This window comes from Rhizobium sp. 'Codium 1' (assembly GCF_020889605.1).
GTDB classification, from domain to species: Bacteria; Pseudomonadota; Alphaproteobacteria; order Rhizobiales; family Rhizobiaceae; genus Allorhizobium; species Allorhizobium algae.
This window is the reverse complement of record NZ_JAJGPW010000001.1, coordinates 94,354-117,168: the sequence shown is the minus strand read 5'-3', so window position 1 is coordinate 117,168 and position 22,815 is coordinate 94,354. Positions and strand designations below refer to the sequence as shown.

Annotated in this window: 25 protein-coding genes; 12 read left to right on the top strand and 13 right to left on the bottom strand. The window is 61.7% G+C overall.

What is annotated here, in order from left to right; translation table 11 throughout:
* The first annotated feature begins 9 nt into the window (after positions 1 to 9).
* Positions 10 to 1,929: a 1-deoxy-D-xylulose-5-phosphate synthase gene (gene dxs / locus LJE98_RS00555; RefSeq protein WP_229572789.1), complete on the top strand. Its 1,920-nt coding sequence runs from the start codon at positions 10 to 12 to the stop codon at positions 1,927 to 1,929.
* Positions 1,930 to 2,198: 269 nt separating this feature from the next.
* Positions 2,199 to 2,987, top strand: a complete 789-nt coding sequence (locus LJE98_RS00550) for an outer membrane protein (protein ID WP_229572788.1) — start codon at positions 2,199 to 2,201, stop codon at positions 2,985 to 2,987.
* A gap of 150 nt (positions 2,988 to 3,137) precedes the next feature.
* Here the strand turns inward: LJE98_RS00550 and LJE98_RS00545 are convergent, their stop codons facing one another.
* Positions 3,138 to 3,371, bottom strand: coding sequence for a hypothetical protein (locus LJE98_RS00545; protein ID WP_420710073.1), 234 nt, complete (start codon positions 3,369 to 3,371; stop codon positions 3,138 to 3,140).
* Between the two features lie 214 nt (positions 3,372 to 3,585).
* On the opposite strand from LJE98_RS00545, the gene LJE98_RS00540 reads away from it, so the two are divergent.
* Both LJE98_RS00540 and LJE98_RS00535 read left to right on the top strand, forming a co-directional pair.
* The gene (locus LJE98_RS00540; protein WP_229572787.1) at positions 3,586 to 4,770 is read left to right on the top strand and encodes an MFS transporter; all 1,185 of its coding nucleotides are present in this window, start codon (positions 3,586 to 3,588) and stop codon (positions 4,768 to 4,770) included.
* Between the two features lie 5 nt (positions 4,771 to 4,775).
* Positions 4,776 to 5,117: a YkgJ family cysteine cluster protein gene (locus LJE98_RS00535; protein ID WP_229572786.1), complete on the top strand. Its 342-nt coding sequence runs from the start codon at positions 4,776 to 4,778 to the stop codon at positions 5,115 to 5,117.
* 5 nt (positions 5,118 to 5,122) lie between these two features.
* Here LJE98_RS00535 and LJE98_RS00530 read toward each other — a convergent pair whose 3' ends face one another.
* Positions 5,123 to 5,362: a hypothetical protein gene (locus LJE98_RS00530; protein WP_229572785.1), complete on the bottom strand. Its 240-nt coding sequence runs from the start codon at positions 5,360 to 5,362 to the stop codon at positions 5,123 to 5,125.
* 115 nt (positions 5,363 to 5,477) lie between these two features.
* On the opposite strand from LJE98_RS00530, the gene LJE98_RS00525 reads away from it, so the two are divergent.
* The 3 genes from LJE98_RS00525 to LJE98_RS00515 all read left to right on the top strand — a co-directional run bounded on the left by LJE98_RS00525 (position 5,478) and on the right by LJE98_RS00515 (position 6,900).
* Positions 5,478 to 6,080, top strand: coding sequence for a superoxide dismutase (locus tag LJE98_RS00525; RefSeq protein WP_229572784.1), 603 nt, complete (start codon positions 5,478 to 5,480; stop codon positions 6,078 to 6,080).
* A gap of 147 nt (positions 6,081 to 6,227) precedes the next feature.
* Positions 6,228 to 6,635 carry a hypothetical protein gene (locus LJE98_RS00520; protein WP_229572783.1) on the top strand — a complete coding sequence of 136 codons (408 nt, stop codon included), beginning with the start codon at positions 6,228 to 6,230 and terminating at the stop codon, positions 6,633 to 6,635.
* Between the two features lie 7 nt (positions 6,636 to 6,642).
* Complete coding sequence (locus LJE98_RS00515) at positions 6,643 to 6,900, top strand: DUF2188 domain-containing protein (RefSeq protein ID WP_229572782.1); 258 nt, start codon at positions 6,643 to 6,645, stop codon at positions 6,898 to 6,900.
* A gap of 284 nt (positions 6,901 to 7,184) precedes the next feature.
* Here the strand turns inward: LJE98_RS00515 and LJE98_RS00510 are convergent, their stop codons facing one another.
* The 3 genes from LJE98_RS00510 to LJE98_RS00500 are packed head-to-tail and all read right to left on the bottom strand — an operon-like array spanning position 7,185 to position 9,056.
* A complete protein-coding gene (locus LJE98_RS00510) occupies positions 7,185 to 7,748 on the bottom strand; it encodes a biotin transporter BioY (RefSeq protein ID WP_229572781.1) in 564 nt (187 codons plus the stop codon).
* A 28-nt stretch (positions 7,749 to 7,776) separates the two neighbouring features.
* A complete protein-coding gene (locus LJE98_RS00505) occupies positions 7,777 to 8,382 on the bottom strand; it encodes an energy-coupling factor transporter transmembrane component T family protein (protein ID WP_229572780.1) in 606 nt (201 codons plus the stop codon).
* Complete coding sequence (locus tag LJE98_RS00500; RefSeq protein WP_229572779.1) at positions 8,376 to 9,056, bottom strand: energy-coupling factor ABC transporter ATP-binding protein; 681 nt, start codon at positions 9,054 to 9,056, stop codon at positions 8,376 to 8,378. Before LJE98_RS00500 ends, LJE98_RS00505 begins: the two co-directional genes overlap by 7 nt.
* Before the next feature lie 186 nt (positions 9,057 to 9,242).
* Between LJE98_RS00500 and LJE98_RS00495 the strand changes: the two genes are divergently transcribed.
* The 4 genes from LJE98_RS00495 (at position 9,243) to LJE98_RS00480 (ending at position 12,143) form a co-directional block, all read left to right on the top strand.
* A complete protein-coding gene (locus tag LJE98_RS00495; RefSeq protein WP_229572778.1) occupies positions 9,243 to 10,430 on the top strand; it encodes a winged helix-turn-helix domain-containing protein in 1,188 nt (395 codons plus the stop codon).
* Positions 10,431 to 10,521: 91 nt separating this feature from the next.
* Complete coding sequence (locus LJE98_RS00490) at positions 10,522 to 10,881, top strand: GNAT family N-acetyltransferase (protein ID WP_267498936.1); 360 nt, start codon at positions 10,522 to 10,524, stop codon at positions 10,879 to 10,881.
* A 130-nt stretch (positions 10,882 to 11,011) separates the two neighbouring features.
* Complete coding sequence (locus LJE98_RS00485; RefSeq protein ID WP_229572776.1) at positions 11,012 to 11,443, top strand: antitoxin Xre-like helix-turn-helix domain-containing protein; 432 nt, start codon at positions 11,012 to 11,014, stop codon at positions 11,441 to 11,443.
* A 1-nt stretch (position 11,444) separates the two neighbouring features.
* The gene (locus tag LJE98_RS00480) at positions 11,445 to 12,143 is read left to right on the top strand and encodes an RES family NAD+ phosphorylase (protein ID WP_229572775.1); all 699 of its coding nucleotides are present in this window, start codon (positions 11,445 to 11,447) and stop codon (positions 12,141 to 12,143) included.
* Positions 12,144 to 12,188: 45 nt separating this feature from the next.
* On the opposite strand, the gene LJE98_RS00475 is transcribed toward LJE98_RS00480, so the two are convergent.
* The 4 genes from LJE98_RS00475 to LJE98_RS00460 all read right to left on the bottom strand — a co-directional run bounded on the left by LJE98_RS00475 (position 12,189) and on the right by LJE98_RS00460 (position 18,686).
* Positions 12,189 to 13,139 (bottom strand): flagellin, encoded by a 951-nt coding sequence (locus LJE98_RS00475; protein WP_229572774.1) that lies wholly within the window; start codon positions 13,137 to 13,139, stop codon positions 12,189 to 12,191.
* Between the two features lie 96 nt (positions 13,140 to 13,235).
* Positions 13,236 to 14,336 carry a 3,4-dihydroxy-2-butanone-4-phosphate synthase gene (ribB, locus tag LJE98_RS00470; protein ID WP_229572773.1) on the bottom strand — a complete coding sequence of 367 codons (1,101 nt, stop codon included), beginning with the start codon at positions 14,334 to 14,336 and terminating at the stop codon, positions 13,236 to 13,238.
* Positions 14,337 to 14,346: 10 nt separating this feature from the next.
* On the bottom strand, positions 14,347 to 15,441 hold the full coding sequence (aroC, locus tag LJE98_RS00465) for a chorismate synthase (protein ID WP_229572772.1): 1,095 nt from the start codon (positions 15,439 to 15,441) through the stop codon (positions 14,347 to 14,349).
* A 176-nt stretch (positions 15,442 to 15,617) separates the two neighbouring features.
* Positions 15,618 to 18,686 (bottom strand): EAL domain-containing protein, encoded by a 3,069-nt coding sequence (locus LJE98_RS00460; RefSeq protein WP_229572771.1) that lies wholly within the window; start codon positions 18,684 to 18,686, stop codon positions 15,618 to 15,620.
* Between the two features lie 288 nt (positions 18,687 to 18,974).
* Between LJE98_RS00460 and LJE98_RS00455 the strand changes: the two genes are divergently transcribed.
* Positions 18,975 to 19,235 (top strand): DUF1344 domain-containing protein, encoded by a 261-nt coding sequence (locus LJE98_RS00455; RefSeq protein ID WP_229572770.1) that lies wholly within the window; start codon positions 18,975 to 18,977, stop codon positions 19,233 to 19,235.
* Between the two features lie 39 nt (positions 19,236 to 19,274).
* Here LJE98_RS00455 and LJE98_RS00450 read toward each other — a convergent pair whose 3' ends face one another.
* From LJE98_RS00450 to LJE98_RS00435, 4 genes are all read right to left on the bottom strand, one after another.
* Positions 19,275 to 19,865: a histidine phosphatase family protein gene (locus LJE98_RS00450; RefSeq protein WP_229572769.1), complete on the bottom strand. Its 591-nt coding sequence runs from the start codon at positions 19,863 to 19,865 to the stop codon at positions 19,275 to 19,277.
* A 16-nt stretch (positions 19,866 to 19,881) separates the two neighbouring features.
* Positions 19,882 to 20,700 carry an enoyl-ACP reductase FabI gene (gene fabI / locus LJE98_RS00445; RefSeq protein WP_229572768.1) on the bottom strand — a complete coding sequence of 273 codons (819 nt, stop codon included), beginning with the start codon at positions 20,698 to 20,700 and terminating at the stop codon, positions 19,882 to 19,884.
* Positions 20,701 to 20,868: 168 nt separating this feature from the next.
* The gene (locus tag LJE98_RS00440; protein ID WP_229572767.1) at positions 20,869 to 22,116 is read right to left on the bottom strand and encodes a DnaJ domain-containing protein; all 1,248 of its coding nucleotides are present in this window, start codon (positions 22,114 to 22,116) and stop codon (positions 20,869 to 20,871) included.
* A 223-nt stretch (positions 22,117 to 22,339) separates the two neighbouring features.
* The gene (locus LJE98_RS00435; RefSeq protein ID WP_370660313.1) at positions 22,340 to 22,795 is read right to left on the bottom strand and encodes an RT0821/Lpp0805 family surface protein; all 456 of its coding nucleotides are present in this window, start codon (positions 22,793 to 22,795) and stop codon (positions 22,340 to 22,342) included.
* Positions 22,796 to 22,815 lie beyond the last annotated feature (20 nt).

Sequence of the window (22,815 nt, the reverse complement as noted above, 5' to 3'; positions counted from 1 at the left end):
CAAGAGCCCGTGACATCCATGCCCGATACGCCGCTGCTGGACCAGGTCGAGTTTCCGAAAGACCTGAAGGCCATCGACGACCGCGATTTGCCGCAGTTGGCGCGCGAACTGCGCGACGAGATGATCGATGCCGTGTCGAAGACGGGTGGTCATCTGGGGGCTGGACTCGGCGTGGTCGAGTTGACCATTGCGATCCACAAGGTCTTTGAGACGCCGGACGATCGGCTGATTTTCGATGTCGGCCACCAGTGCTATCCGCACAAGATCCTGACCGGCCGCCGCGAACGGATCCGCACGCTGCGCCAGGAAGACGGCCTGTCCGGTTTCACCAAGCGTACGGAAAGCGAATACGATCCTTTCGGCGCTGCCCACTCGTCCACCTCGATTTCCGCCGGCCTCGGCATGGCGGTTGCTGCCGAACTGTCGAAGACCGACCGCAAGGTGATCGCCGTCATCGGTGACGGCGCCATGTCCGCCGGCATGGCCTATGAGGCGCTGAACAATGCAGGCGCGCTGGACGCCCGGCTGATCGTCATCCTCAACGACAACGACATGTCGATCGCCCCGCCGACGGGCGCAATGAGCGCCTATCTCGCGCGCCTCGCATCCGGCCGCAGCTATATGGGCATCCGTGAATTCGGCAAGAAACTGACAGCCTATCTCGGCAAGACCGTCGATCGTGCCATCACCCGGGCCGTTGAGCACGCCCGCGGTTATGTCACCGGCGGCACCATGTTCGAGGAACTCGGCTTCTACCATATCGGCCCGATCGATGGTCACTCCTTCGACCATCTTCTGCCCGTGCTGCGCAATGTCCGCGACAATGCCAAGGGCCCCGTGCTGATCCATGTCGTGACGCAGAAGGGCAAGGGGTATGCGCCGGCAGAAGCCGCGGCCGACAAGTATCATGGCGTCAACAAGTTCGATGTCATCACCGGCACCCAGGCCAAGGCCAAGCCCAATGCGCCGGCCTACACAGCCGTCTTCGCCGATGCACTCGTCGAGGAAGCCCGCCACGACGAGAAGATTGTCGGCATCACCGCCGCCATGCCCTCGGGCACCGGCCTCGACAAGCTGCAGTCGCTCTTCCCCGAGCGCACATTTGACGTCGGCATCGCCGAACAGCATGCCGTGACCTTCGCAGCCGGTCTCGCTGCGGAAGGCTTCAAGCCCTTCTGCGCGCTCTATTCAACCTTCCTGCAGCGCGGCTACGATCAGGTCGTGCACGATGTCGGCATCCAGGGCTTGCCGGTCCGCTTCCCGATCGACCGCGCCGGTTTCGTCGGTGCGGACGGCCCGACCCATGCTGGCTCCTTCGACACCGGTTTCCTGGCAGCACTGCCGGGCTTCGTGGTCATGGCCGCTGCCGACGAGGCAGAGCTCAAGCACATGGTCCGCACGGCCGCAGCTTACGACGAAGGCCCGATCTCCTTCCGCTATCCGCGCGGCGAGGGGGTCGGCGTTCCGATGCCCGAGCGGGGCGAGATCCTCGAAATCGGCAAGGGCCGCATCGTCAAGCAGGGTTCGAAGGTGGCGCTCCTCTCCTTCGGCACGCGTCTGGCCGACTGTCTGCTCGCCGCCGAAGACCTCGACGCATCAGGCCTTTCGACCACCGTCGCGGACGCCCGCTTCGCCAAGCCCCTCGACCACGATCTGATCCGCCAGCTCGCCCGCCACCATCAGGTGGTGGTCACCGTCGAAGAAGGCGCCGTCGGCGGCTTCGGCAGCCATGTCATGCATTTCCTCGTCAATGAGGGCTTGCTCGACAACGGCCTCAAGGTCCGCTCGCTGGTCCTGCCTGACGTCTGGATGGACCAGGCCAAGCCCGAAACCATGTATGCCAAGGCCGGATTGGATGCGGTGGGCATTCTGAAGACGGTGTTTGCAGCGCTGGGCCAGGACGTGCCGGGCGTGATCGCGGCGGGCTGAAGCTCCAAGGCCGAAAATGTGCGCGTCTATGTGATGACCTCTGAGGCCGGCGATGTGATCGGTTTCTATGCCCTGAATGCCCACTTTGTCGATTTCACGGAACGGTTCTCCTATTCGGATCGGCTGGGCCAAGCTCTCCTGGGAACTGGTATAGGCTTGCACAACCAGAATGAGATCGGAACAATTCAGTGTTGCAAAATGAACCCGGCCGTGTGAGTTTTTTGAGGATGACTTGACTGTAAAAAACTGATTCTCTGGGGAAAACTATAATGCTGTTCGGACGCGTTGAAGCCCTGCTGCTTTCTGGCATTGGGGCGGCTGTGCTTTCTGTATCCCCTGCAATGGCGGAGGACCCGGCTACCAACACGGACTGGCAGGGCTTTTATCTCGGCCTGGCACTCGGTGGTGCTGACAGTGCAGCCAAACCTGACACCGGTGTGGTCTATAACGGCTATTTCGTCGATGCGGGGAGTGCGAGCGACCGGAATCAACTCAACCCGATCCTGCAGCGGCGTATAAGCGGTCAGGACGTGACCGGATCCGTGTTGGCGGGATATGATTTCCAGTCCGGCAACATCACATATGGTCTGGAGGGTGATCTCACCTTCATGGGGTTTTCAGAAACCCAATCTGCCGGTCCCATCAATTACGATACCCAGCCGGCCGAGACTCTCACCACCCGGACCACCGTTGAATCCGATTTTCTGCTGAGCCTTCGTCCCAAGCTTGGCTACGTCAGTGGCCCGTTCCAGTTCTACGTGTCCGCCGGTCCGTCGGTCAGCCGGTTCAAGATGAACCATCAATATTCCGACACCTGGGGTGGCGGCAACAGCGTGACATTCTCAGACAGCAAAACCGCGTACGGTATTTCAAGCAGCATTGGCGTGGGCTACATGGTGTCCGATGGCTGGGTGCTGCGCAGCGATTATGTGTTCAGCTACTATCCGGACATTGCCAGCGGCAGTTCCGATCTCAACGGCGATGGCAATGATGATTTTTCCTATGGCTCTGCCTTCAAGTCGCACAATCTGCGTCTGGCGCTGATCAAGCGCTTCTGATCCCTTTGGTCTTTAAGACGGGCCCGCAATTTATGTGTCGATAACGACAGATGAAACGGCAGTGCATAAGCTCCGAGGGGGGCTCTGAAGAAGGGGGGTCATGTATGCGTCAGTTGATGGCGTTGTCTCCGGTCGGAGGACAAGCTCGGCCTACTTCAGAGTGATCTTTTCTTGAACCGATATGTCCGCGTTTTCATAGGCGTCGGAGATCATGTGGCAGGGGATGAGCGTTGGTGCCTCGACCCGGCGCATGTCCCAAGCGGGATTGATAGAACGAAGGAAGGCCCTGACCCCTTTCGAGAAATGGCGGATGAACTCCTCGCGCCGAAGGATTTCGCATTCCTCCCAATGCACGAGCGAATTTACGTTGAGAATGCTGAGCATGGCTTGCTCTCCTGTAGCGACCGAAGGATGAGGTAAAGTTTTACGGCCAGCCGTTGGAGCGTAAACGTGCGGCGATGCGACTGGACGCGAAAACCTCGTCAGACGCAAGATGCTGGCAGACCTCTGAACCTCAGGACCCTCTCTGGACTTCCCCCTATCCCCCGGTTAGACCGGGGCCTCATTGGCAGACCCTTCCATGGGTTGCGGAGGCCCCATGCAGACGGCAGAGACCACGGAACTCGTCCCCGACTTCGCGCCCGACTGGGCAGCGATCGCGGTCGTCATTCTCGGCGTCACCGCCTTTGCGGTGGGGCAGGGGCTCACCTATCCGCTGATTGCGCTGATCCTCGAAAGCCGGGGAGTCTCGTCCAGCATGGCCGGGCTGAACGCCTCGGTTTTTGCACTCGGGCTTGCTTCCTCGACGCTGATCATCGGCAAGTTGACGCAGGCAATGCGCGGCGACCGGCTGATCGTCGCGTCGCTGCTCGGGGTGTCGGTAGCGCTCGCCACCTTCTCGACCTTCGACCAGCTCTGGATCTGGTTCGTCGCCCGCTTCCTGCTCGGCTTCTGCACAAGCATCATCTACACGGTGAGCGAAGCCTGGCTGAACACCGCTTGCCCGGATCGCTTGCGCGGTCGTGTTTCCGGCGCCTATAGCGCCGGCATGTGTGCAGGCTTTGCCGCCGGCCCGCTCGCCATTCCGCTTGTCGGCATCGAGGACGGCTTCGCCTTCGCGCTGACGGCGGCCTATGTCGCGCTCGTCGCCTTTGCCTCGGTCATGCTCGGCCGCTACGCCCGCACCCGGCCTGAAGCCTCGGAGGCCGGCGGCTTGCTCACCTTCGTCAAACTCGCGCCGGTGCTGACGCTGATGGTTGTTGCCTTCGGCTTTTCGGACATCGCGGCGATCTCGATGATTCCCCTCTATTTCGTCGAGCGTGGGTACAGCCAGAATTTTGCGGCCTTCGTTGTCACCATGGTGGCGCTGCCGACTGCGCTTGCCCAGCCTTTCGTCGGCTGGCTGCTTGACCGATTGTCGCGCCCGGTGATTGCCGTCGCCGGATCGCTGATCACGGCTGCTGCCTTCCTGGTTCTGCCCTTCATGACATCACAGGCGGCCCTGCTGATCACGATCTCGATCCTCGGCGCGGCAAGCTTTTCGCTCTATACGGCAGCGCTGACACTGCTCGGCGAGCGCTTCCGAGGCGGTCTTCTCGTCTCGGGTGCCGCCGTCTTCGCGCTGGCTTACGCGATCGGCAGTGCCACGGGCTCCGGCGCCACGGGGCTCACAATGGATCTGGTCTCGGTCGATGCCGGCCCTGTCTTCGTCGGCATGCTGATGCTTGGTTTCACCGGTTTCTTCGCCCTCAACCTCATGCGCATCCGCGCATCGCGGGCGTGACGCCGATGCTCGAAACCTCGCCCCCCGAAATCTTCGACTGCCAGGCTTGCGGCGCCTGTTGCGCCTATTCGGCCGATTGGCCGCGTTTCTCCCTGGAAAGCGACGAGGAAATCGCCGCCATCCCGGAAACGATGATCGCAAAAGACGAAAGTGGCATGAAGTTCGAGGGTGGACGCTGCGCGGCATTGACCGGCGAAGTCGGCAAACATGTCGGTTGCGCCGTCTACCACGTGCGCCCACATGTCTGCCGCACCTGCATGCCCGGCGACGAGGAATGCAAGATTGCCCGCGCCGAATTCGGCTTCAGCATCGAAGGCCTGCCCGAGCCCGAGATTTACGAGGCCTGACGTCTTCAGGGGACGCAGGTCGAGCAGAGCGCTGCATCAGCCCCCACAGCCGTGCCCGTCAGGATCGCCACACCATAGCTCGGTATCAGAGGGGTTTGACGGCCACGCTCAGCTCTTGCGAAATTGCCGAAGACGTCGTCGCACAAGGCGGATGCCTTGGACGACAGCGGGTGGGAGAGCAGGGCAGCGGCGGCGAGAAGATGAGACGCAATGCCGGGTTGCCCAGGTCTGAAAGCAGAAGACATTTCTTTCCCTTCAAGGCCTGATTCTGGAAGCGCAAAGGTTGCCTCGCCCATGTTCCGCACCTATGTTCCCGTCACCTGCCAAAACGCAATCTATTTGCCAAAAGGAGATCTCACCATGGCCTTCGAATTGCCCGCCCTCCCGTATGCTTACGACTCGCTGGCGCCGTTCATGTCGGCTGAAACGCTCGAGTTTCACCACGACAAGCACCACCAGGCCTATGTGACCAACGGCAACAATCTCCTCAAGGATTCCGGTCTGGAAGGCCTGTCGCTGGAAGAGATCGTCAAGCAGTCCCATGGCAAGAATGCCGGCCTGTTCAACAATGCCGGCCAGCATTACAACCACATCCACTTCTGGAACTGGATGAAGAAGGATGGCGGCGGCAACAAGCTTCCGGGCAAGCTGCAGGCAGCCGTCGACAGCGATCTTGGCGGCTATGACAAGTTCAAGGCCGATTTCGTTGCAGCCGGCACGACCCAGTTCGGCTCCGGCTGGGCCTGGCTCTCCGTCAAGGACGGCAAGCTCGAAATCGCGAAGACTCCGAACGGCGAAAGCCCGCTGATCCACGGCGCATCCCCGATCCTCGGCGTCGATGTCTGGGAACACTCCTACTACATCGACTACCGCAATGCCCGTCCGAAGTATCTCGAAGCCTTCGTCGACAGCCTGATCAACTGGGACTACGTGGCTGAAATGTACGAAGCCGCGACGAAGTAATTGTTGCGCATAATATGATCGCAGACGCCCGGTGCCCAGCACCGGGCGTTTTTCGTTCGAGCGTCCCTGCGCCATGATGCAGATGGAACCATCCGCCATGCACCACGTTTCTTCGGCAAGAACCCGAACAATCGAAAGGTAATCACCATGGCCTCTTCCAATCTCCAGTCCGAACTTCGTGAACTGCGCGAACAGATGAACGATCTCAAGGACATGATCAGCCGTGAGGCGGGCCGCAGCAGCCGCAACGTTCGCAACCGCGCCTCCGAAGCGCTGGACGAGGCAGGCCGCAAGGCTTCCTCCGTCACCGGCTATGACAGCGACGACGTCCGCAATCGTGCGTCAGACGTCGTCAATGGTGCCACCCGCACGGCCCATGTCGTGGCCGACTACGCCCGCGAAGGCGCGGATACGGTTGCTGGCGTCGTGCGCCGTCATCCGGCTGCCGCCACTTCCGCAGGCCTCATCACGCTCGGCATTGTCGGCGGCGTGGTTGGCTACCTGCTCGCCAATTCGACCCCGTCGGCCCGCGATAGCCGCTGGCGCTGGAACTGAGGTCACCATGGCAAAGGTGACCTACCACGTCGTCGAGCATGATGAGGGCTACGCCTACCGCCTGGGCGACGTCTATTCCGAGCCCTACGCGACCCATGACGAGGCGCTCGCAGCCGCCCGGCACGCAGCCGGCGCCCAGCAGCTCGCCGATGGCGACGCCGAAATCAGCTGGCAGGATGCCGAGGGCGAATGGCATCACGAACATGCGGACGGTGCGGACCGCCCCATGACGGACGTTGTCGAAGATGTCGAGGACGACCGGTAAGCCTGATCGTTTTGAGTTCAGGTGAAGGAAAAGCCCGTGGCGCAAGCTGCGGGCTTTTTTGTCATGATGCCCAGGCGGGACCGGTCAAAGGTTCCTCCGCTCCTGCCGTGCCGGATGGGTGATCGCTGCAGCCGCCGATCGGAGCTGGCTGACCGGCGACCTACGGCATGCGCGCAGGCGCGGAAGATCGGCCGGAAGGAGCGGCCACCGTCCCCTGCTGCATGCACAAGGAAAATGCCACCTCGACGGTGGCATTTCCTGTCTCTGAACGGTGGGTCTCCCGCTCACGCCCGGGCTGGTAACAGAGGATACCCGACAATCACGGCGCGGGCCGCAAGGGTCGCAATCGCGGCCTTGACGAGGTCGCCTGGAATGAAGGCGAGCGAGCCGGTCAGCACGGCAGGGAAGGGCGTTCCGGCGACCGCCGAGAGCCAAGGCATGCCGCAGAGATAGACGACGCCGATGCCGCCGACGACGCTGGCGACGAAGAATCCGGCCATCTGTTTCGTGGCCGACTGTCCTTCGCGCACGAGCATTTCAGCGAGGAACCCGGTGACGAAAGCGCCGATGATCCAGCCGAAGATATAGCCGCCGGTCGGGCCCATCAGCACGTTGAGACCGCCGCGACCGCCCGAAAGCACCGGCAGGCCGACGGCGACGAGCACGACGAGCAGCGCATAGGCGAGTGCCCCGCGCTTGGCGCCGATGATGCAGCCGGCCAGCATGACGCCCATCGACTGCGCCGTGATGGGAACCGGCAGAAGCGGGATCGGCACGGGCGGCAGGAAGCCGAGAACGATGATGATGGCGGTAAAAAGAGCGGCGAGCACGAGGTCTCTGGTGGTCATGAACGGATCCCCAAAAGCTGAATGGCTTTTACTGGCCCCGAATTCCCCGCGCGTCAATTGCCTCGGCGATCCGATCGGCATCCTTCAGCGTCGAAATGATGAGGGGCCCGAGCATGCGCGAGAGCTTGAATGGGATGCCGCGCGCCACATGCGCCTCTTTCAGTGCCTCGTGGCGCTGGGCGATCTCGGGCACGAAACGCAGCACGAGCCCGAGTGCGAGGCCGAGATCGGCCGCTTTCATCAGTCCCAGCCGCTCGAGTGGTCGGGCGAGGTCGGTGACGGCTGCCATGAAGTCGGCAATGGTCGTGGAAGCCGTCACGGCCGCCGCGAGGAAGAGGATGGCGACCAGCCTGAGCATTGTGACGAGCGTTTCCTCCGGCGAAAGGAGGAGCAAATTGATGGCCGCCAGAAAGGCGATGGTGAAGAGCACGGGTCTGAGCCGTCGCAGTCCTTCCGACAGGCCGACGCCTGTGGAGAGATAGAGCAGTCCGGTCGCAACGAGCATGGCCGTGAGCACGAGCGGCTGGTCGATGACGTAGAGCGCGAGCCCGAAGACCATCAGGCCAAGGAGCTTCGGCTTGACCGGGATGCGATGCAGGAGGCTTTTGCCCTCCACATGCAGGCTTGTCAGCATCCGGCGATCTCCCGGTAGCGCGCGATCGCGTCCTCGCCCGCGCCGTCGAAAACCAGCGTGCCTTCATGAAATACCAGCACGCGAGGGAAGTCTTCGACGAGGTCGAGGTCGTGGCTGATAACCATCGCCTGTTCGACAAGTCCTTCGATGGCGGCCTTAACCTTGGCGCGGTTCTTCAGATCCAGCTGGTTCGTCGGCTCGTCGAAGATGACCATCTCCGGACGGTTGACGCAGACGGCGGCAAGGGCGGCCAGCTGCAATTCTCCGCCAGACAGCTCATGCGGCCGCCGCACGGCGAGATCGCTGATGCCGAAGCGGGCAAGAGCCTCGTCCACCAGCCGCTCCACTTCGGGCGCAGCCAGCCCCCGCGACTTCGGCCCGAGCGCCACATCCTCCCGGATAACAGGCAGAATGATCTGGTGTCCGGGGTTCTGGAAGATAAAGCCGGTCTTCGCCCGCGCCGCCTTCTCGTCGGCTACGGTATCGAGACCGTCGAGCGTGACCTTGCCGAAAGAGGGCTTCGCAAGTCCGGCAATCAGTCTGGCAAAGCTCGTCTTGCCGGAGCCATTCAGCCCGATGACGCCGATGCGTGGTTCGCTCAGCGAGAGTGTGAGGGCCCTCAGGGCCACACGGTCGCCGTAACGCAATTCGGCTTGGTCGAAATGGATGTGCAAGATGTGGGATCTCCTGACGGCGATGGGTGATGCTATAGACCGGTGCGGTGGGCAGTGCCAGATGTCTCCCCCGCCCATTCCTCGATGACAATGGCGGTGTGGCCGAGCCGTACGCCGTGCCGCCAATCCACAACCTACAATTATCTGCTCATTGAACAAACCGCGAACATGACCTAGCCTCCCTGAATGTCGATTCTGGTCCCCAATACGCTGGCACGAAAAATCTTCCTGGAACGGCAGGGTCTGTCCCGCTCGCCGACAAAGGCGCTGGGACGTCAGGGGCTCTATGACCTCATCCACGACCTTGGCTTCGTCCAGATCGACAGTATCCAGTGGGTCGAGCGGGCGCATCACCAGATCCTCTTTTCCCGCAATCAGACATACCAACCGAAGGATCTCGCCCATCTGGCCGAGAAGGACCGCTCGCTCTTCGAGCACTGGACGCATGACGCCTCCATCATTCCCTCTGCCTTCTTTCCCTATTGGAAACACCGCTTCGTCCGCCGCGAAGAGCGGATCCGGCAGAACTGGGCCAGATGGCAGGGCGAGGGTTTCGATCAGGCATTCGAGGAAACCTATGCCCGCATCCGCGACCACGGCCCGGTCATGGCGCGCGACGTGAAGTCCGAGGACCACAAGTCCGGCGGCTGGTGGAACTGGCATCCCTCCAAGACCGCGCTTGAGTTTCTCTGGCACACGGGCAAGCTGGCGATCGCCCGCCGCGAGGGGTTCCAGAAGGTCTATGACCTCGCCGAGCGGGTCATTCCCGCCGAGCATCATGCCCGGGAGGTTGACCAGGAGACCTTCGTCGACTGGGCCTGCCGCGCGGCGCTCACCCGCCTCGGCTTTGCCACCTCGGGCGAAATCGCCGCCTTCTTCGATATTGTGACACCCGAGGAGGCGAAGGCTTGGGTCACAGCCCATCGCGACGAGTTGCACGATGTGTTGGTTGAGACCGTGGACGGCAAACAGCGCGCCTCCTTCGCCTTTGCCGACAGGATCGCCACGCTTGTGGATGCCCCGGAACCGCCCGCCCGCATCCGCGTGCTCTCACCCTTCGATCCGCTGATCCGTGACCGCAACCGCACCGAACGCCTTTTCGGCTTTTTCTACCGCATTGAGGTCTTCGTACCCGAGCCGAAGCGGCAATATGGCTATTACGTCTTTCCGCTGCTGGAGGGTAACCGTCTCATCGGCCGCATCGACATGAAGGCCGAGCGCAAGGAGGGTGTGCTCGACATCCGCCGCCTCTGGCTGGAACCGGGCGTCAGGCCGAGTGTCGGACGCCTGGAGAAACTCGACGCCGAACTGCAACGCGTCGCCCGCTTCGCCGGCATGGAAGCCGTGCGCCGCCAGCCCGGCTGGCTCGGATGACGGACTGTATATTCCAAAGAGAAGGACCTGGGACGTGACCGACAACAGCGCCTACCGCATCGATCCGCGCGTGCCTGCGATCGACGATTACATGCGCCTGCGGCTCGAATCCGGCCTCACGCCCTTTTCCCGGGAAGCCGCCGAAAAAGGCCTGCCGAATTCCATCTTCGGCGTCAGCCTGATGCTGGGCGACGAGACGGTTGGCATGGGCCGGATCATCGGCGATGGCGGCTGTTTCTTCCAGGTGACCGACATCGCCATTTTGCCGGATCATCAGGGCAGGGGACTTGCCAAGCTGATCATGACGGCACTCTCCGACTTCATCGCGACCCTGCCGAAGACCGCCTATGTCAGCCTGATCGCTGACGTTCCGGCCAACCGCCTCTACGCCCAGTTCGGTTTCGACGAGACCGCACCCCGCTCGGTCGGCATGGCGCGAAAGGTAGTCTGAACCCGATCGGCATGCGTCCCGAGGCCCGTGGCATGGAATGTTGCCGCCACTGCGGGCCACAGCGCCGCGCTAACATTGCGCAAAACGTCAAATGACCTATAATCCTAACGTCATTTGAAGGAGTTCAAACGTGCGCAGCGCCGCCGAACGAACCTCGACCCGCACTCAACCGTCCCCCGGCTTCTCCGAGGAGGGCGATCGCAAACGGCTGTCGGCGACAGCACTGAAGGCTTATCGCCGCATCGTGACCCATTGGAACCTGACCGGCCAGCAGGCGGCAGCCCTGCTCGGGGTCTCCGTCAGTACCTGGGAGCGGCTGAAGCCGGAAAGTGTGACGAAGACGCTGAGCCAGGATCAGATGACCCGCATTTCGGCCCTGACAGGCATCTACAAGGCGCTGCATCTGCTCTTCGTCGATGCCATGGCCGACCGCTGGCCGATGCTCGAAAACACAGGCCCGCTTTTCGACCGCCGCACGCCGGTCACCGCCATGATCGAGGGCGGCATTCCGCATATGCTAGAGGTCCGTCGCTATCTCGACGCCGTGCGCGGGGGGCTCTGACTTGGAAGTCGCCGGCGTTCCGGTGAGCACGCTCGCCTATCCCAAGACGGTGCGCCTCGTCTCGACCGCGCGGCTGCGGCAAGCCGTGCTCGCGCCGCTTGCCGACAACGCGGATGAGCTCGCGGAACTGGCCGAAATCGAGGCGGCAACGTCGACCCGCATTCAGGCTCAGTCCACCGGCATCTCCGGCCTCGCGGCCAATGAGCTCGTCTATGACGTGCCGCATGCCCATTTCATCAATGCCAGCTTCGCCTATGCCAAACCGCGCGAACCCAATCGCTTCAACGGTGAGACGCGTGGCGCCTGGTATGCCGCGCTCGGCGTCGAGACATGCCTTGCCGAAATCGCCTTTCACATGACGGAATTCCTGTCACGCACAGGCGTTTTTGAAGCGGTGGCCGATTATGCGGAAATGCTCTGCAGTTTGTCGGGCGACTTCCTCGACCTGAGGATCCAGCCACATCATCCGGCCCTCGCGCCCGACAAGGCGGCCGGGTACCCAGAGGGCAATCGCCTCGGGCTCGAAGCACGACGTGCCGGGTTGAACGGCATCATCTATCCGTCGGTCCGCCACACTGGCGGCACCTGTCTTGCCATCCTGCGCCCCGCCGCCGTCCAGTCGGTGCGCCAGGGCGACGTCTGGCGGCTCACATGGAAGGGAAAACCGGTGCCGATGGTTGAGGGGCCGCTTGCAGGCTGAGTTCATCCGGAATTGCTGCGGACTGCATCGTCCAGGAAAGCCCCGTCACTGGAACAGGCGCAGCAGGATGTCAGGTTCCGAATTGGCGATGGAAAGTGACTGTGTCGCCAGCTGCTGCTGGACTTCGAGTGCCTTCGACCGCGTGGCGGCCTCCTGCAAATCCGCATCGACCAGGCGCCCAATACCGCGGTCGACGGCATCTTGCAGCACCTGAACGAACTCTGTCTGCATCTCGATCCGCTGGGAAATCGCACCCAGTTTGGCGCCTGCATCGGCCATCGCGCCGAGCATCATTTCCAGGACACTGACCATCTCGTCGATATCCTGCGCGGAGGTATCGGCTGTAAGGATCATGTCTTCATGTATGTCATGGTTCTTGCCGCTCAGCAGCACCCACTCGGTTGCCGTGCCGAGGTCGCGTGCGAATTCGACATTGGTCAGGATGCCGTTGTGGTAGTTCTCATCAATCAGATGGTTGGTACCCCACTGATTGCTCATCCCGTAAGAGAGATTTTGCAGGGAGACCGAATTGCCGCTCCGGGTAAACGAGCCCACGATCTGCTTGTCCGCGTCGTCTGCTGCGTCGATCCTGTGGAGCCAGTTCTGCCCGGAGAAGCTCGCCGATTCGACAATGGAATAGATCTGCTCCTTGAGCTGATCGAGCTCCTCGTTGATCTTCAGTTTGTCGACGCTTTCTTCCCGCGCTGTAACCAGCTTTGCCTTGATCTCCTGTACGACTTCGATGGCCGAACTCATGCCGGCATAGGCTGTGTCGACAGCTGCGGCACCCAGTCCCAGGGCGTCTTCAACCGCTGCAAGTGCTTGATTGTCCGACCGCATCGTCGTGCCGATGGACCAATAGGCGGCATCGTCAGAAGCTTGCTGCACCCGCAGGCCGGAGGAGACCTGGCGTTGATTGATCCCGAGTTCATGCGAAATTTGGCGCAGGTTGGCCAGTGCCGAAATGGCGGCCGTATTGGTAAGTAGACTTGGCATGAACACCGCACATGAACGGATGATGATTACATCCGCGACTATCGCCGGTCTTGATTAATCGAAAGTAAATTTTCGCAACCCATCCGGGAAAATATTCTACACAATCTCGGTCGCGGCAATTCGGATGCCAAACCCTTCCAGCCCGACATAGTGGCGTTCACGCGAGGAATAGAGGCGGATCGAGGTGACGCCGAGATCCTTGAGGATCTGCGCGCCCAGTCCGATTTCCAGCCATTCGCTGTCGCGTACCTGGGCCTCCTGATGCGCCTCGCGATCGTGTTTGCCAGTGCGCGCGGTGGTGGAAACGCCGACGCCGACCGATCCCTCGCGCAGATAGACGATGACGCCGCGACCCATTTCCGAGATCCGCTTCATGAAGCCGTCGATCTGGCGATCGGTGCCGAAGACGTCGCGGCCGACATCTTCGAGATGCAGCCGCACCGGAATGTCCTCGCCGTCCCTGATGTCGCCGAATACGAGTGCCACATGCTGCATCGGATCCCAGGGCAGGGAATAGGCATGGGCCTTGGCAGGGCCATAGGGTGTCTGCACATCGAATTTGGAGACCAGCTGGATCAGCGTCTCCTTGCGCTGGCGATAGGCGATGAGATCGGCAACGGAGACCTGTTTCAGGCCGTGGCTCTCGGCGAAGGCAGAAACCTGCGGACCGCGCATCACGGTGCCGTCGTCATTGACGAGTTCGGAGATCACCCCGATCGGGGGCAGGTTCGCCATGTTGCACAGATCGACGGCCGCTTCCGTATGGCCAGACCGCATCAGGACGCCGCCTTCGCGCGACACGAGCGGAAAAATATGGCCGGGACGGACGAAGTCGCTCGCGCCGACATTCGGGTTGGCGAGATTGCGGACCGTCAGCGTCCGGTCATCCGCCGAAATGCCGGTCGTCGTGCCATGCTTGAAATCGACTGAAACAGTGAAGGCCGTGGTATGCGCGCTGTCGTTTTCGGCGACCATGGCCGACAGATTGAGACGCCTGGCCTCCTCCTTCGGCATAGGCGCGCAGACGATGCCCGATGTGTGACGCACGATGAAGGCCATTTTCTCGGCGGTGCAGTGGACGGCAGCGACGATCAGGTCGCCTTCGTTTTCGCGGTCGTCGTCATCCATGACCACGACGATTTCGCCGGCTTCGAAGGCCCGGATTGCCTCCACGACACGCTTCTGGTCATAGCTCATGGGATCGTCCTCACCTTGTGCGGCCGTTCTGGCCACGGTCTCTCAGAATATGATCGAGAATGATGCAGGCAAGCATCGCCTCGCCGACGGGCACTGCGCGAATCCCGACGCATGGGTCGTGCCGGCCCTTGGTGCGCACGTCCACCTCCTTGCCATCGGAATCGATCGAGCGCTTCTCCGTCAGGATCGACGAGGTCGGCTTGATGGCGAAGCGCGCGACGATCGGCTCGCCGGTCGAGATTCCGCCCAGCACGCCGCCGGCATGGTTCGACAGGAAGACCGGCTTGCCATCGGCCCCGATCCGCATCTCGTCGGCATTCTCCTCGCCAGTGATCTCGGCAGCCTCAAAGCCGTTGCCGACCTCGACACCCTTGACCGCATTGATCGACATCAGGCCTGAGGCGATGTCCTGATCGAGCTTGCCATAGACGGGTGCCCCGATCCCGGCCGGCACGCCTTCAGCCACGATCTCGATCACGGCGCCGACGGAGGATCCGGCTTTGCGGATGCCATCCAGATAGTCCTCGAATACGGGCACCATCGCGGCGTCGGGGCAGAAGAACGGGTTCTGATCGACCTGGGTCCAGTCCCAGTTGTCGCGATTGATCTTGTGCGTGCCGATCTGCACCAGTGCACCACGAATGGTGACGCCAGGCATGGCAAGGCGTGCGAGTGCACCGGCCGCGACACGGGCAGCCGTCTCGCGCGCCGAGGAGCGGCCGCCGCCGCGATAGTCGCGGATCCCGTATTTCAGGTCATAGGTATAATCGGCATGGCCGGGACGATAGCGCTTGGCAATGTCGCCGTAATCCTTCGAGCGCTGGTCGGTATTCTCGATGAACAGCGACACCGGCGTGCCTGTCGTGATCATCGAGCCGTCTTCCTGTGGCATGACGCCGGAGAGCACTTTCACGATGTCGTCCTCGCGCCGCTGGGTCACGAAGCGTGACTGGCCGGGCTTGCGCTTGTCCATGAAGACCTGCAGGTCTTCGGGCCGAAACCGAACACCCGCAGGGCAGCCGTCGACGACCGCGCCGAGCGCCGGTCCGTGGCTTTCGCCCCAGGTGGTGACGCGGAAGAGATGACCGAAGGTGTTGTGCGACATGCCTGACTTACCGTCCCATTCTCGCCATCGGGAACGTCTCCCGTCTGGACCTGCCTTGGATGGCGTCACTCATAGAGCAAATCGGCATTTTCTGTGAAGCGCTTTTGCGCTTGGCGCCGCTGTTTTGCGACAACACAGTGTCACCGAAGGTGCGATGATCTCTGTCCTCCTGCCGCTCACGAGGCCTTGCGTTGCGGCAGGCGATCGACGAAGCGGGTGAAATCCTCGAAGGAGAGCGGCTTGGCAAAGGCATAACCCTGCAGATAGTCGCAGCCGAGCTGGCGCAGAATGCCGGCATGTTCCTGCGTTTCCACGCCTTCTGCCACGGTCTCGATGCCGAGCGAGCGGGCGATCTCGACAATGTTGCGCACCAGGCTGCGTTCCTGAGGCTGCACCGTGACCGGCATTACCAGCTGGCGGTCGATCTTCAGCCGCTTCGGCTTCAACTTCAACAGACTGACGATCGAGGTGTGACCGGTGCCGAAATCGTCGATTTCGATGTCGATGCCGAGCGCCTTGATCTTCTCGATATTGTCCGAGGCCAGCGTGTCGCTATCGTCGAGGAAGATCGATTCCACCAGTTCGAAACAGATCGAGCCGGGCGATATCGCAAGACCCTTCAGCTGTTCGATCAGATTGTCGTCGTGCAGTCGCTTGGACGAGACATTGACGGAGATGCGTGGCACCTGCATGCCCAGCGCCGTCCAGCGCATCTGGTCCTTGAGCGCTGTCTGCAGCACCAGTTCGTCGATCCGGGCCATGACGTTCAGATCTTCGGCAACCTTGAGGAAGCTTCCGGAAGCGAGAATGCCGCGATCGGGGTGGCGCCAGCGGATCAGCGCTTCTGCGCCGCAGAGCTGCATGTTTGAAGCTTCGAATTGCGGCTGGTAGTAGACGACGAATTCGTCCCGGTCGAAGCCGGCGAGAATGTCGTCGGCCATGCGTTTCTTGGCGACGATATTGGCCTGCAAGTCGGGCGTGAAGAATTCGTGGCAGTTCCGGCCCTTCTCCTTGGCCTGGTAAAGCGCGATGTCGGCGTTGATCAGCACCTTGCGCGCATCGGGCGCAGGTCCTTGCGCCTGTGCGATCCCGATCGACACGCCGCAGCGGCAATCGAAGCCTTCGAAGTCGAGCGGCAGGCGCATCTCCTCGATGATCTTGCCGGCAAGTGTCGCCAGTTCCTCGACGGTGGTCTGGCGGCGGGCCAGAACGACGAATTCGTCACCGCCGATGCGCGCGACGAGATCGCCGCGCGGTACGTGTTTCATCAGGATGCGCGAGGCATGCACCAGCATCGCGTCTCCGGCTGCGTGGCCGAGCGTGTCGTTGATTTCCTTGAACCGGTCGAGATCCAAGTGGAGGATGGCGAATTTGGTCGTCGGCCGCTCGCCGCTGCGCCCCAGCTTGTCAAGCTCGAGATCGAGCTTGCGCCTGTTGGCGAGCGAGGTGAGAGGATCGTGCAGAGCGTTGAATTCGATACGGTTCTTGGCGAGCTCCAACTCGATATTGCGCATATCGGTTTCCGCCTTGGCGCTGCGCAGCTGCTCGGCGAGCAGCGCATCTGCCGTCACGTCGAAGGCGATGCCGATAAGCTTCTTTTTGCCGTCGCGGCCGACATGCGGCTGGCCGACGGAGCGGATGTAGCGCATCTCGCCATTCTGCAGCACCACCCGTTGGGTCGTGTTGATGATCTGGTCGAGTGTCACGGCCCGTTTTGTGGCGAGCTGGATGTCGCGGCGCTCGTCGGGGTGAAGGCGGGAAAGCCAGACATGTTCGTTCACCGCCTTGTCGGTGAAGGGTACGCCATACAGCTGATGCATGCGCTCGTCCCAGATCGCGGTCTGGGTCACGGGATCGCCCTCCCAGGTGCCGCAATTATAGGAGCCGAGGGCAAGATCCAGCCTCTGCGAGGCCTCGGCCAGCTGGTGCTCGCGGCTCGAGAGTTCCTCGAGTGCGAGTTCGAGTTCGGCATTCTTGATGTCGCTGTTTTCCTTCGCCCGGCTGAGCGACTGGGTCATCAGCGTATCGGTGGTTACATCGCAGACGATCCCGGTGATGCTGCCATCAAGGGTGCGTGCGCCGACGGAACGGAGATAGCGAAAGCTCTTGTCGGATAGAGGGACCCGGTAGCTGATGTCCCACCGGTCGGCTGTGGCCGCGACGACGCAGTCGAAATAGAGTTGCTCGCCCTTGCCGATGTCATCGGCATGCAGCGAAGCGAACCAATCGGCAAGCCTGTCTTCGTCATCGGCGAGGCTTTCAGGCAGGCCATGCAAGCCGGCGCTGCGGTTGTCCCAGATCAGCGCGTGGGTGACGGGGTCGATTTCCCATATGCCGGTATTGGAGGTCTCGAGCGCCAGATGGAAGCGTTCCGACAATTCGAGCAGACGTTGTTCGCGGGCCCGCAGCCGTGCGATGTTCAGGTTGCGCTCGCTGAGCAGGTAGATGGCGAGCAGCACCGAGATCATCATCGCGACGACACCCGCCAGCACCAGCAGGCGGCTCGGCAACATCCGGTTCATCGTCGCATCCCAGCCATTGGCCGGAACGCCGAAGATCTGGAAGTCCAGACCACCTTCGGTGACAGCGAGCGTCACCGGCATGTCGTCGAAGGTCGACGGATCCCCGAAGACGAGGTTTCCGCCGCTGGCCGAAGGCAGTGTCACCGCGAGCTTCGTATGGTCGTGTTCTGTATGCTCGTATTCTGCATGCTCCCGAAAATCGTCGTCCAACAGGAGTTTGTGATCGTCGAAGAAGCGGTTGCCGTCGATTGTGACGATGAGGGAAAGCCACTCCTTTTGTGCCTGCCAGGGCAGGGGCGGGACAGGAGTGTCGATGACGAATGTCCGTTCGTTCTGGTCGAGCGCCGGCGCGAAGGCCATGCGGCCGGGATCTTTCAGGGGCTCGAAGCGGATGGAGCGGATATGCGAATTGTCCTTCAGCGCGCGCGCGATCATCCGGTTGACTTCGGGTGGCGAGATCATGCTGTCGTCGGCAATATCGTCGGCAATGGAGAGTGCCAGATCCGTGTCACGCAGGATCTGCGCCTCGATCTGAGACTTGACGTGCCGCAGGCGGTCGAGCACGGCATGTTCAATGCGACCGCGCTCGGCAATTGCCGTCTGCCTGTCGATCATCAGCCCCGTGGAAACGATCACGACACTGAGCAAGGCGCCTCCGATAAGCCAGAGCGTGCCCCTGCCCCATTTGCTCTCGGCACGCAGGATCCTCGTCAAGTCGCGCAAATGTAATTATCCCCTGATCATCAACTCGGCTAAGTCTATGGGCTGCCGGTTAATTTAAAATTTCGGGAGGGGAAGGCATTTCGCCTCACCTTTGCTTTGCTCGACGTGTGTCTTGACCAGGAGATACAACCGAATTGGGTCAAGGATAACCTCTCTTTGCGGCTTGATCCTCGCTGGCATTCGGGTCCACATTCTCATCGAATTGTCATCATGGCGGGCGAATTCCGCCACATTCGGGAGGCTAGTTTGGAGAGGTTTTCAGCAGTGATTTGGTCGAAGGTGGTTCAGATGCGTGTCTTGATATCCTTGCTTCTTGCAACGGCAAGCTTCCTGTCGCCCGTCGCGGTCCTCGCCGGCAGTGCCGATGTCGAGGCGACCATCCAGAATGTGAACATCGATGGCATGAGCCTGGTGCTCGACGACGGCAAGACCTATGCCGTGCCGGCGGAATTCAACTTCGAAGGCCTGGAACCGGGCCAGAAGGTCATCGTCTTCTACACGGAAGTGGACGGAAAGCGCGTCGTCGACGATCTGGAAGTCTTGCCGTAACGCGATGTCGCATTCGAAGTTAAGCGGGCGCGCCTGCGTTCAGAGCCAGCTGATCTGCTTCTGATCCCGGTCGATTTTCAGGATCTGGTCCTGCGGAATGTTCATCTCGCAGGCCTCGTCTTCACTGACCTCGCCAATGAGGCGAAAGCAGCTTCTGATGACCCCGCCATGGCTCACGCACACGGTTGGGCGCTCGACCGATTTCAGCCACGCACCGATCCGCCAGGACAGGATTTCATAGCTTTCGGCGTCTTCACCAGGGGGAATGAAGCCCCACTTCTGCCGCGCCCGTTCGGCGACGCGCTCGGGTGATACCTCGGCCAGTTCCGGTAGCGTTGATCCTTCCCAGTCACCGAAGGAAAGTTCCTTGAGCCGCTCGTCGAGCCGGTATTCGCCAGGTGGCAGGCCCATGGCGGTCCGCGCGCGTTGCATCGTGTCGCGCGTGCGCCCGAGCGGCGAACTGACAAAGTCGAAATCCCCGGCATGGGCGCCGAGGATCTTGGCGAGCTTGCGCCCGTTGTTTGATGCCTGCTGACGGCCGATCTCGTTGAGGCCGATATCCTTCTGGCCCTGCATGCGGCCTTCGGCATTCCAGTCGGTTTGGCCGTGACGGATCATGTAGATAAGCACGGCGCAGTCTCCGGTGTCAGTCCTTGCCGAGGACGATGTCGGGCGCATCCACCGACTTCATGCCGACGGTGTGATAGCCGCAATCGACGTGATGCACTTCGCCCGAGACGCCGGTAGACAGGTCCGACAGCAGATACATGCCCGAGGTGCCGACCTCGTCTGTCGTCACATTGCGCTTCAGCGGCGAGTGATACTCGTTCCACTTGAGGATATAGCGGAAGTCGCCGATGCCGGAAGCCGCGAGCGTCTTGATCGGGCCGGCCGAAATCGCGTTGACGCGGATCCCGCGCCCGCCCATGTCGACGGCGAGATACCGCACGGATGCCTCGAGCGCGGCCTTGGCGACACCCATGACGTTGTAATGCGGCATGACCTTCTCGGCACCATAATATGTCAGCGTCAAAAGCGAGCCGCCATCGTTCATGATCTTCTCGGCGCGGGCGGCAACGGCCGTGAACGAATAGACGGAGATGTCCATGGTACGGGCGAAGTTGTCGCGGCTCGTCTCGATGTAGCGGCCGGTCAACTCGTCCTTGTCGGAAAAGGCGATGGCATGCACGACGAAGTCGATTTTGCCCCAGTGAGCCTCGATATTGGTAAAGACGGCGTCGATGCTCTCGAGGTTGGTCACGTCGCAATCGCCGGCGAGGAAGGCATCGAGCTCTTTTGCCAACGGCTCGACACGCTTCTTCAGAGCGTCACCCTGCCAGGTCAGCGCAATCTCGGCGCCCTGGTCGCGACAGGCCTTCGCGATACCCCACGCGATCGAGCGGTTATTGGCGACACCCATGATGACGCCGCGCTTGCCTGCCATGAGGCCGGAACCTTGAACCATATCGGGATCCTTTGAGACATTCGTTTGACGAGCCTATGGCATAGGCTGTTCCATGGTTCAAGATTGCAGCCCGACATCCGTCGGTCGGTCCCTCGACAATCGCCATGTCGTTGGAAATGCCTCGCATGTCAGGCGCAAAAGCCCTGGTCGAGGCAATCGAGAACCCGGCTAGATGTACAGCCCCTCGCGCATCAGGCGCATGAGGTCCGTTACCTTTTCGTCCGGCTTTTCCCACAGCATGACGCGAAGCTCGACGACGAGTGCGCCGCGTCCGCCTTCGCTGTTCGGCAGGCCGAGCTCATCGATGCGGATCACCTGATCGGAGTTCGACCAGGCCGGCACAGTGAGCTGCACCATAGTGCCGTCAGGTCCTTCGATCTGCGTCTCGCAGCCGAGGACGGCGTTTTCAAGCGTGATTGGCAGGACGGTGCGAAGGTCGAATTGGTCGACGATAAACCGTTCGGCCTTGAGCACGCGGACGGTCACGAGCACGTCGCCACGCTGCAATCCCTGGAACTTCAGGCCCTGGGCCTTCAGGCGCACGACATGGCCTTCCGTCACGCCTTCGAGCGGCACGCGAACTTCGCGTCCATCGTTCAGCATCAGCGACACGGATTTCTGCTCGAGGAGATCGGCAATCGTGGCCACGGCCTCTGCAAAGATGTCGGGGGCTTTTTCCGGCAGGGCGGGGGGCGCGCCGCGCAGGCGCCGGACCAGCGAGCTGAAAAGTTCGATCGGGGCGAGCAGTGGCGAGGCGGCCGGCTTGAGTGGGATGCCCTCTGCCAGATCTGCGGCTTCCTTCTCGCGGCGCAGGTTTTCGGCGGCGGCCGCAGCCTCCGGGCTGTCGCCGAAGATGCGCGAGACGGTCTCTTCGGGCCCCTCGGGCTTTGCCGATGCGGTGCCACCGGCAGAGGCAGCCGATCCCGCAGCGCTTCCGGCGGAGGCGGGCTTGTCGCCAGCATCAGCCGTTGCGGTCTCCGCCTTCGCGCCCGCCTGTTGCTGGGGCTTGGCTTCAGCGGTCTGCTGCTGGGCTGCCTTCATCTTGGCCGCCTGGGCGGCATCTGCCTTGGCCTTCTCGGCTTCGGCCCGCGCCAGTTCCTCAAGCACGCGTTCGGCATTCGCCCTGGCCTGCTTCGCCTTTTCAGCGGCCTCGCGCGCCGCATTGCGCTGCTGCATGATCGTCTGTTCGCGTTCCAAGGCTTCGACCTTCATGCGTTGTTGGTCATACCGGCTTCGCTTGGCCGGGTCCTTCAGCACTTCATAGGCGCGGCCGATTTCCGCAAAACGGTTATGCGCGTGCGGGTCGTCCCGGTTCTGGTCCGGATGCACGGATTTTGCCTTCGTGCGCCAGGCCGATTTGATTTCGTCAGCGCCGGCATCGCGCTTCACGCCGAGAATCGAATAGAAATCACGCATCGAGGACACCAACACACCTCATGCGGCAAGGCCTGCTCATGGCGCCCCGTCCGCGAAAATTTTTGTCATCCGGCCGCATTCATGCGAGGCCGGGAGCTGCAATCTCGGGAAGGGTCGCACAGGAACTGCTAATCGAACGTTACGTATTGGGGTGGCGCGGAGGCCTATTTCTTCGAGTTTGCTTAAGCAAATCTTTCGAATGCGACCGAAATGGACCCGGCATTTACGATTGGCGGTCGAAATTCATCAGCTGCCAGTTGCCGGTTCCTGCCGTGCAGGTCTTGCCCGAGAAATAGGCGATGCCTTCGTATGAATGGCGTGTGGTCGAGAAGTTGCGGCAGATCACGCCATTGCCCTTCTCCTCTTGGATCGCCGTCACGACGCCGGCGCTGCCGGTCGTCGCATTGGCCCAGGGAAGGGGCTTGCCATCGGTCTTGGAAAGATCGGCCGAAGAAACGGCACTCTGCACGGTCAACTCGTCGGAGTGACTGGTCGGATTGCCGGCCTTGCTGACGGTTGCGGTGGAGATCGAATTGTCGACGGTGTCGGAACCGAACAGGTCCATGCTTGAGCCGAAGCATCCACTGAGCGGAAGTGTCGCAGCGATGACCAGCAAGATCGAGCTTCTACGCATGCACCAACCCTTTGTACGCTCGACCGACTTTGCTATGTCTTCCAAGGGGCCTACGATCCAGTGCT

Coding starts and splice junctions, on each gene's coding strand:
- LJE98_RS00550 (WP_229572788.1), top strand. CDS start 2,199: ATGCTGTTCGGACGCGTTGAAGCCCTGCTGCTTTCTGGCATTGGGGCG.
- LJE98_RS00545 (WP_420710073.1), bottom strand. CDS start 3,371: ATGCTCAGCATTCTCAACGTAAATTCGCTCGTGCATTGGGAGGAATGC.
- LJE98_RS00540 (WP_229572787.1), top strand. CDS start 3,586: ATGCAGACGGCAGAGACCACGGAACTCGTCCCCGACTTCGCGCCCGAC.
- LJE98_RS00535 (WP_229572786.1), top strand. CDS start 4,776: ATGCTCGAAACCTCGCCCCCCGAAATCTTCGACTGCCAGGCTTGCGGC.
- LJE98_RS00530 (WP_229572785.1), bottom strand. CDS start 5,362: ATGTCTTCTGCTTTCAGACCTGGGCAACCCGGCATTGCGTCTCATCTT.
- LJE98_RS00525 (WP_229572784.1), top strand. CDS start 5,478: ATGGCCTTCGAATTGCCCGCCCTCCCGTATGCTTACGACTCGCTGGCG.
- LJE98_RS00520 (WP_229572783.1), top strand. CDS start 6,228: ATGGCCTCTTCCAATCTCCAGTCCGAACTTCGTGAACTGCGCGAACAG.
- LJE98_RS00515 (WP_229572782.1), top strand. CDS start 6,643: ATGGCAAAGGTGACCTACCACGTCGTCGAGCATGATGAGGGCTACGCC.
- LJE98_RS00510 (WP_229572781.1), bottom strand. CDS start 7,748: ATGACCACCAGAGACCTCGTGCTCGCCGCTCTTTTTACCGCCATCATC.
- LJE98_RS00505 (WP_229572780.1), bottom strand. CDS start 8,382: ATGCTGACAAGCCTGCATGTGGAGGGCAAAAGCCTCCTGCATCGCATC.
- LJE98_RS00495 (WP_229572778.1), top strand. CDS start 9,243: ATGTCGATTCTGGTCCCCAATACGCTGGCACGAAAAATCTTCCTGGAA.
- LJE98_RS00490 (WP_267498936.1), top strand. CDS start 10,522: ATGCGCCTGCGGCTCGAATCCGGCCTCACGCCCTTTTCCCGGGAAGCC.
- LJE98_RS00475 (WP_229572774.1), bottom strand. CDS start 13,139: ATGCCAAGTCTACTTACCAATACGGCCGCCATTTCGGCACTGGCCAAC.
- ribB (WP_229572773.1), bottom strand. CDS start 14,336: ATGAGCTATGACCAGAAGCGTGTCGTGGAGGCAATCCGGGCCTTCGAA.
- aroC (WP_229572772.1), bottom strand. CDS start 15,441: ATGTCGCACAACACCTTCGGTCATCTCTTCCGCGTCACCACCTGGGGC.
- LJE98_RS00455 (WP_229572770.1), top strand. CDS start 18,975: ATGCGTGTCTTGATATCCTTGCTTCTTGCAACGGCAAGCTTCCTGTCG.
- fabI (WP_229572768.1), bottom strand. CDS start 20,700: ATGGTTCAAGGTTCCGGCCTCATGGCAGGCAAGCGCGGCGTCATCATG.
- LJE98_RS00440 (WP_229572767.1), bottom strand. CDS start 22,116: ATGCGTGATTTCTATTCGATTCTCGGCGTGAAGCGCGATGCCGGCGCT.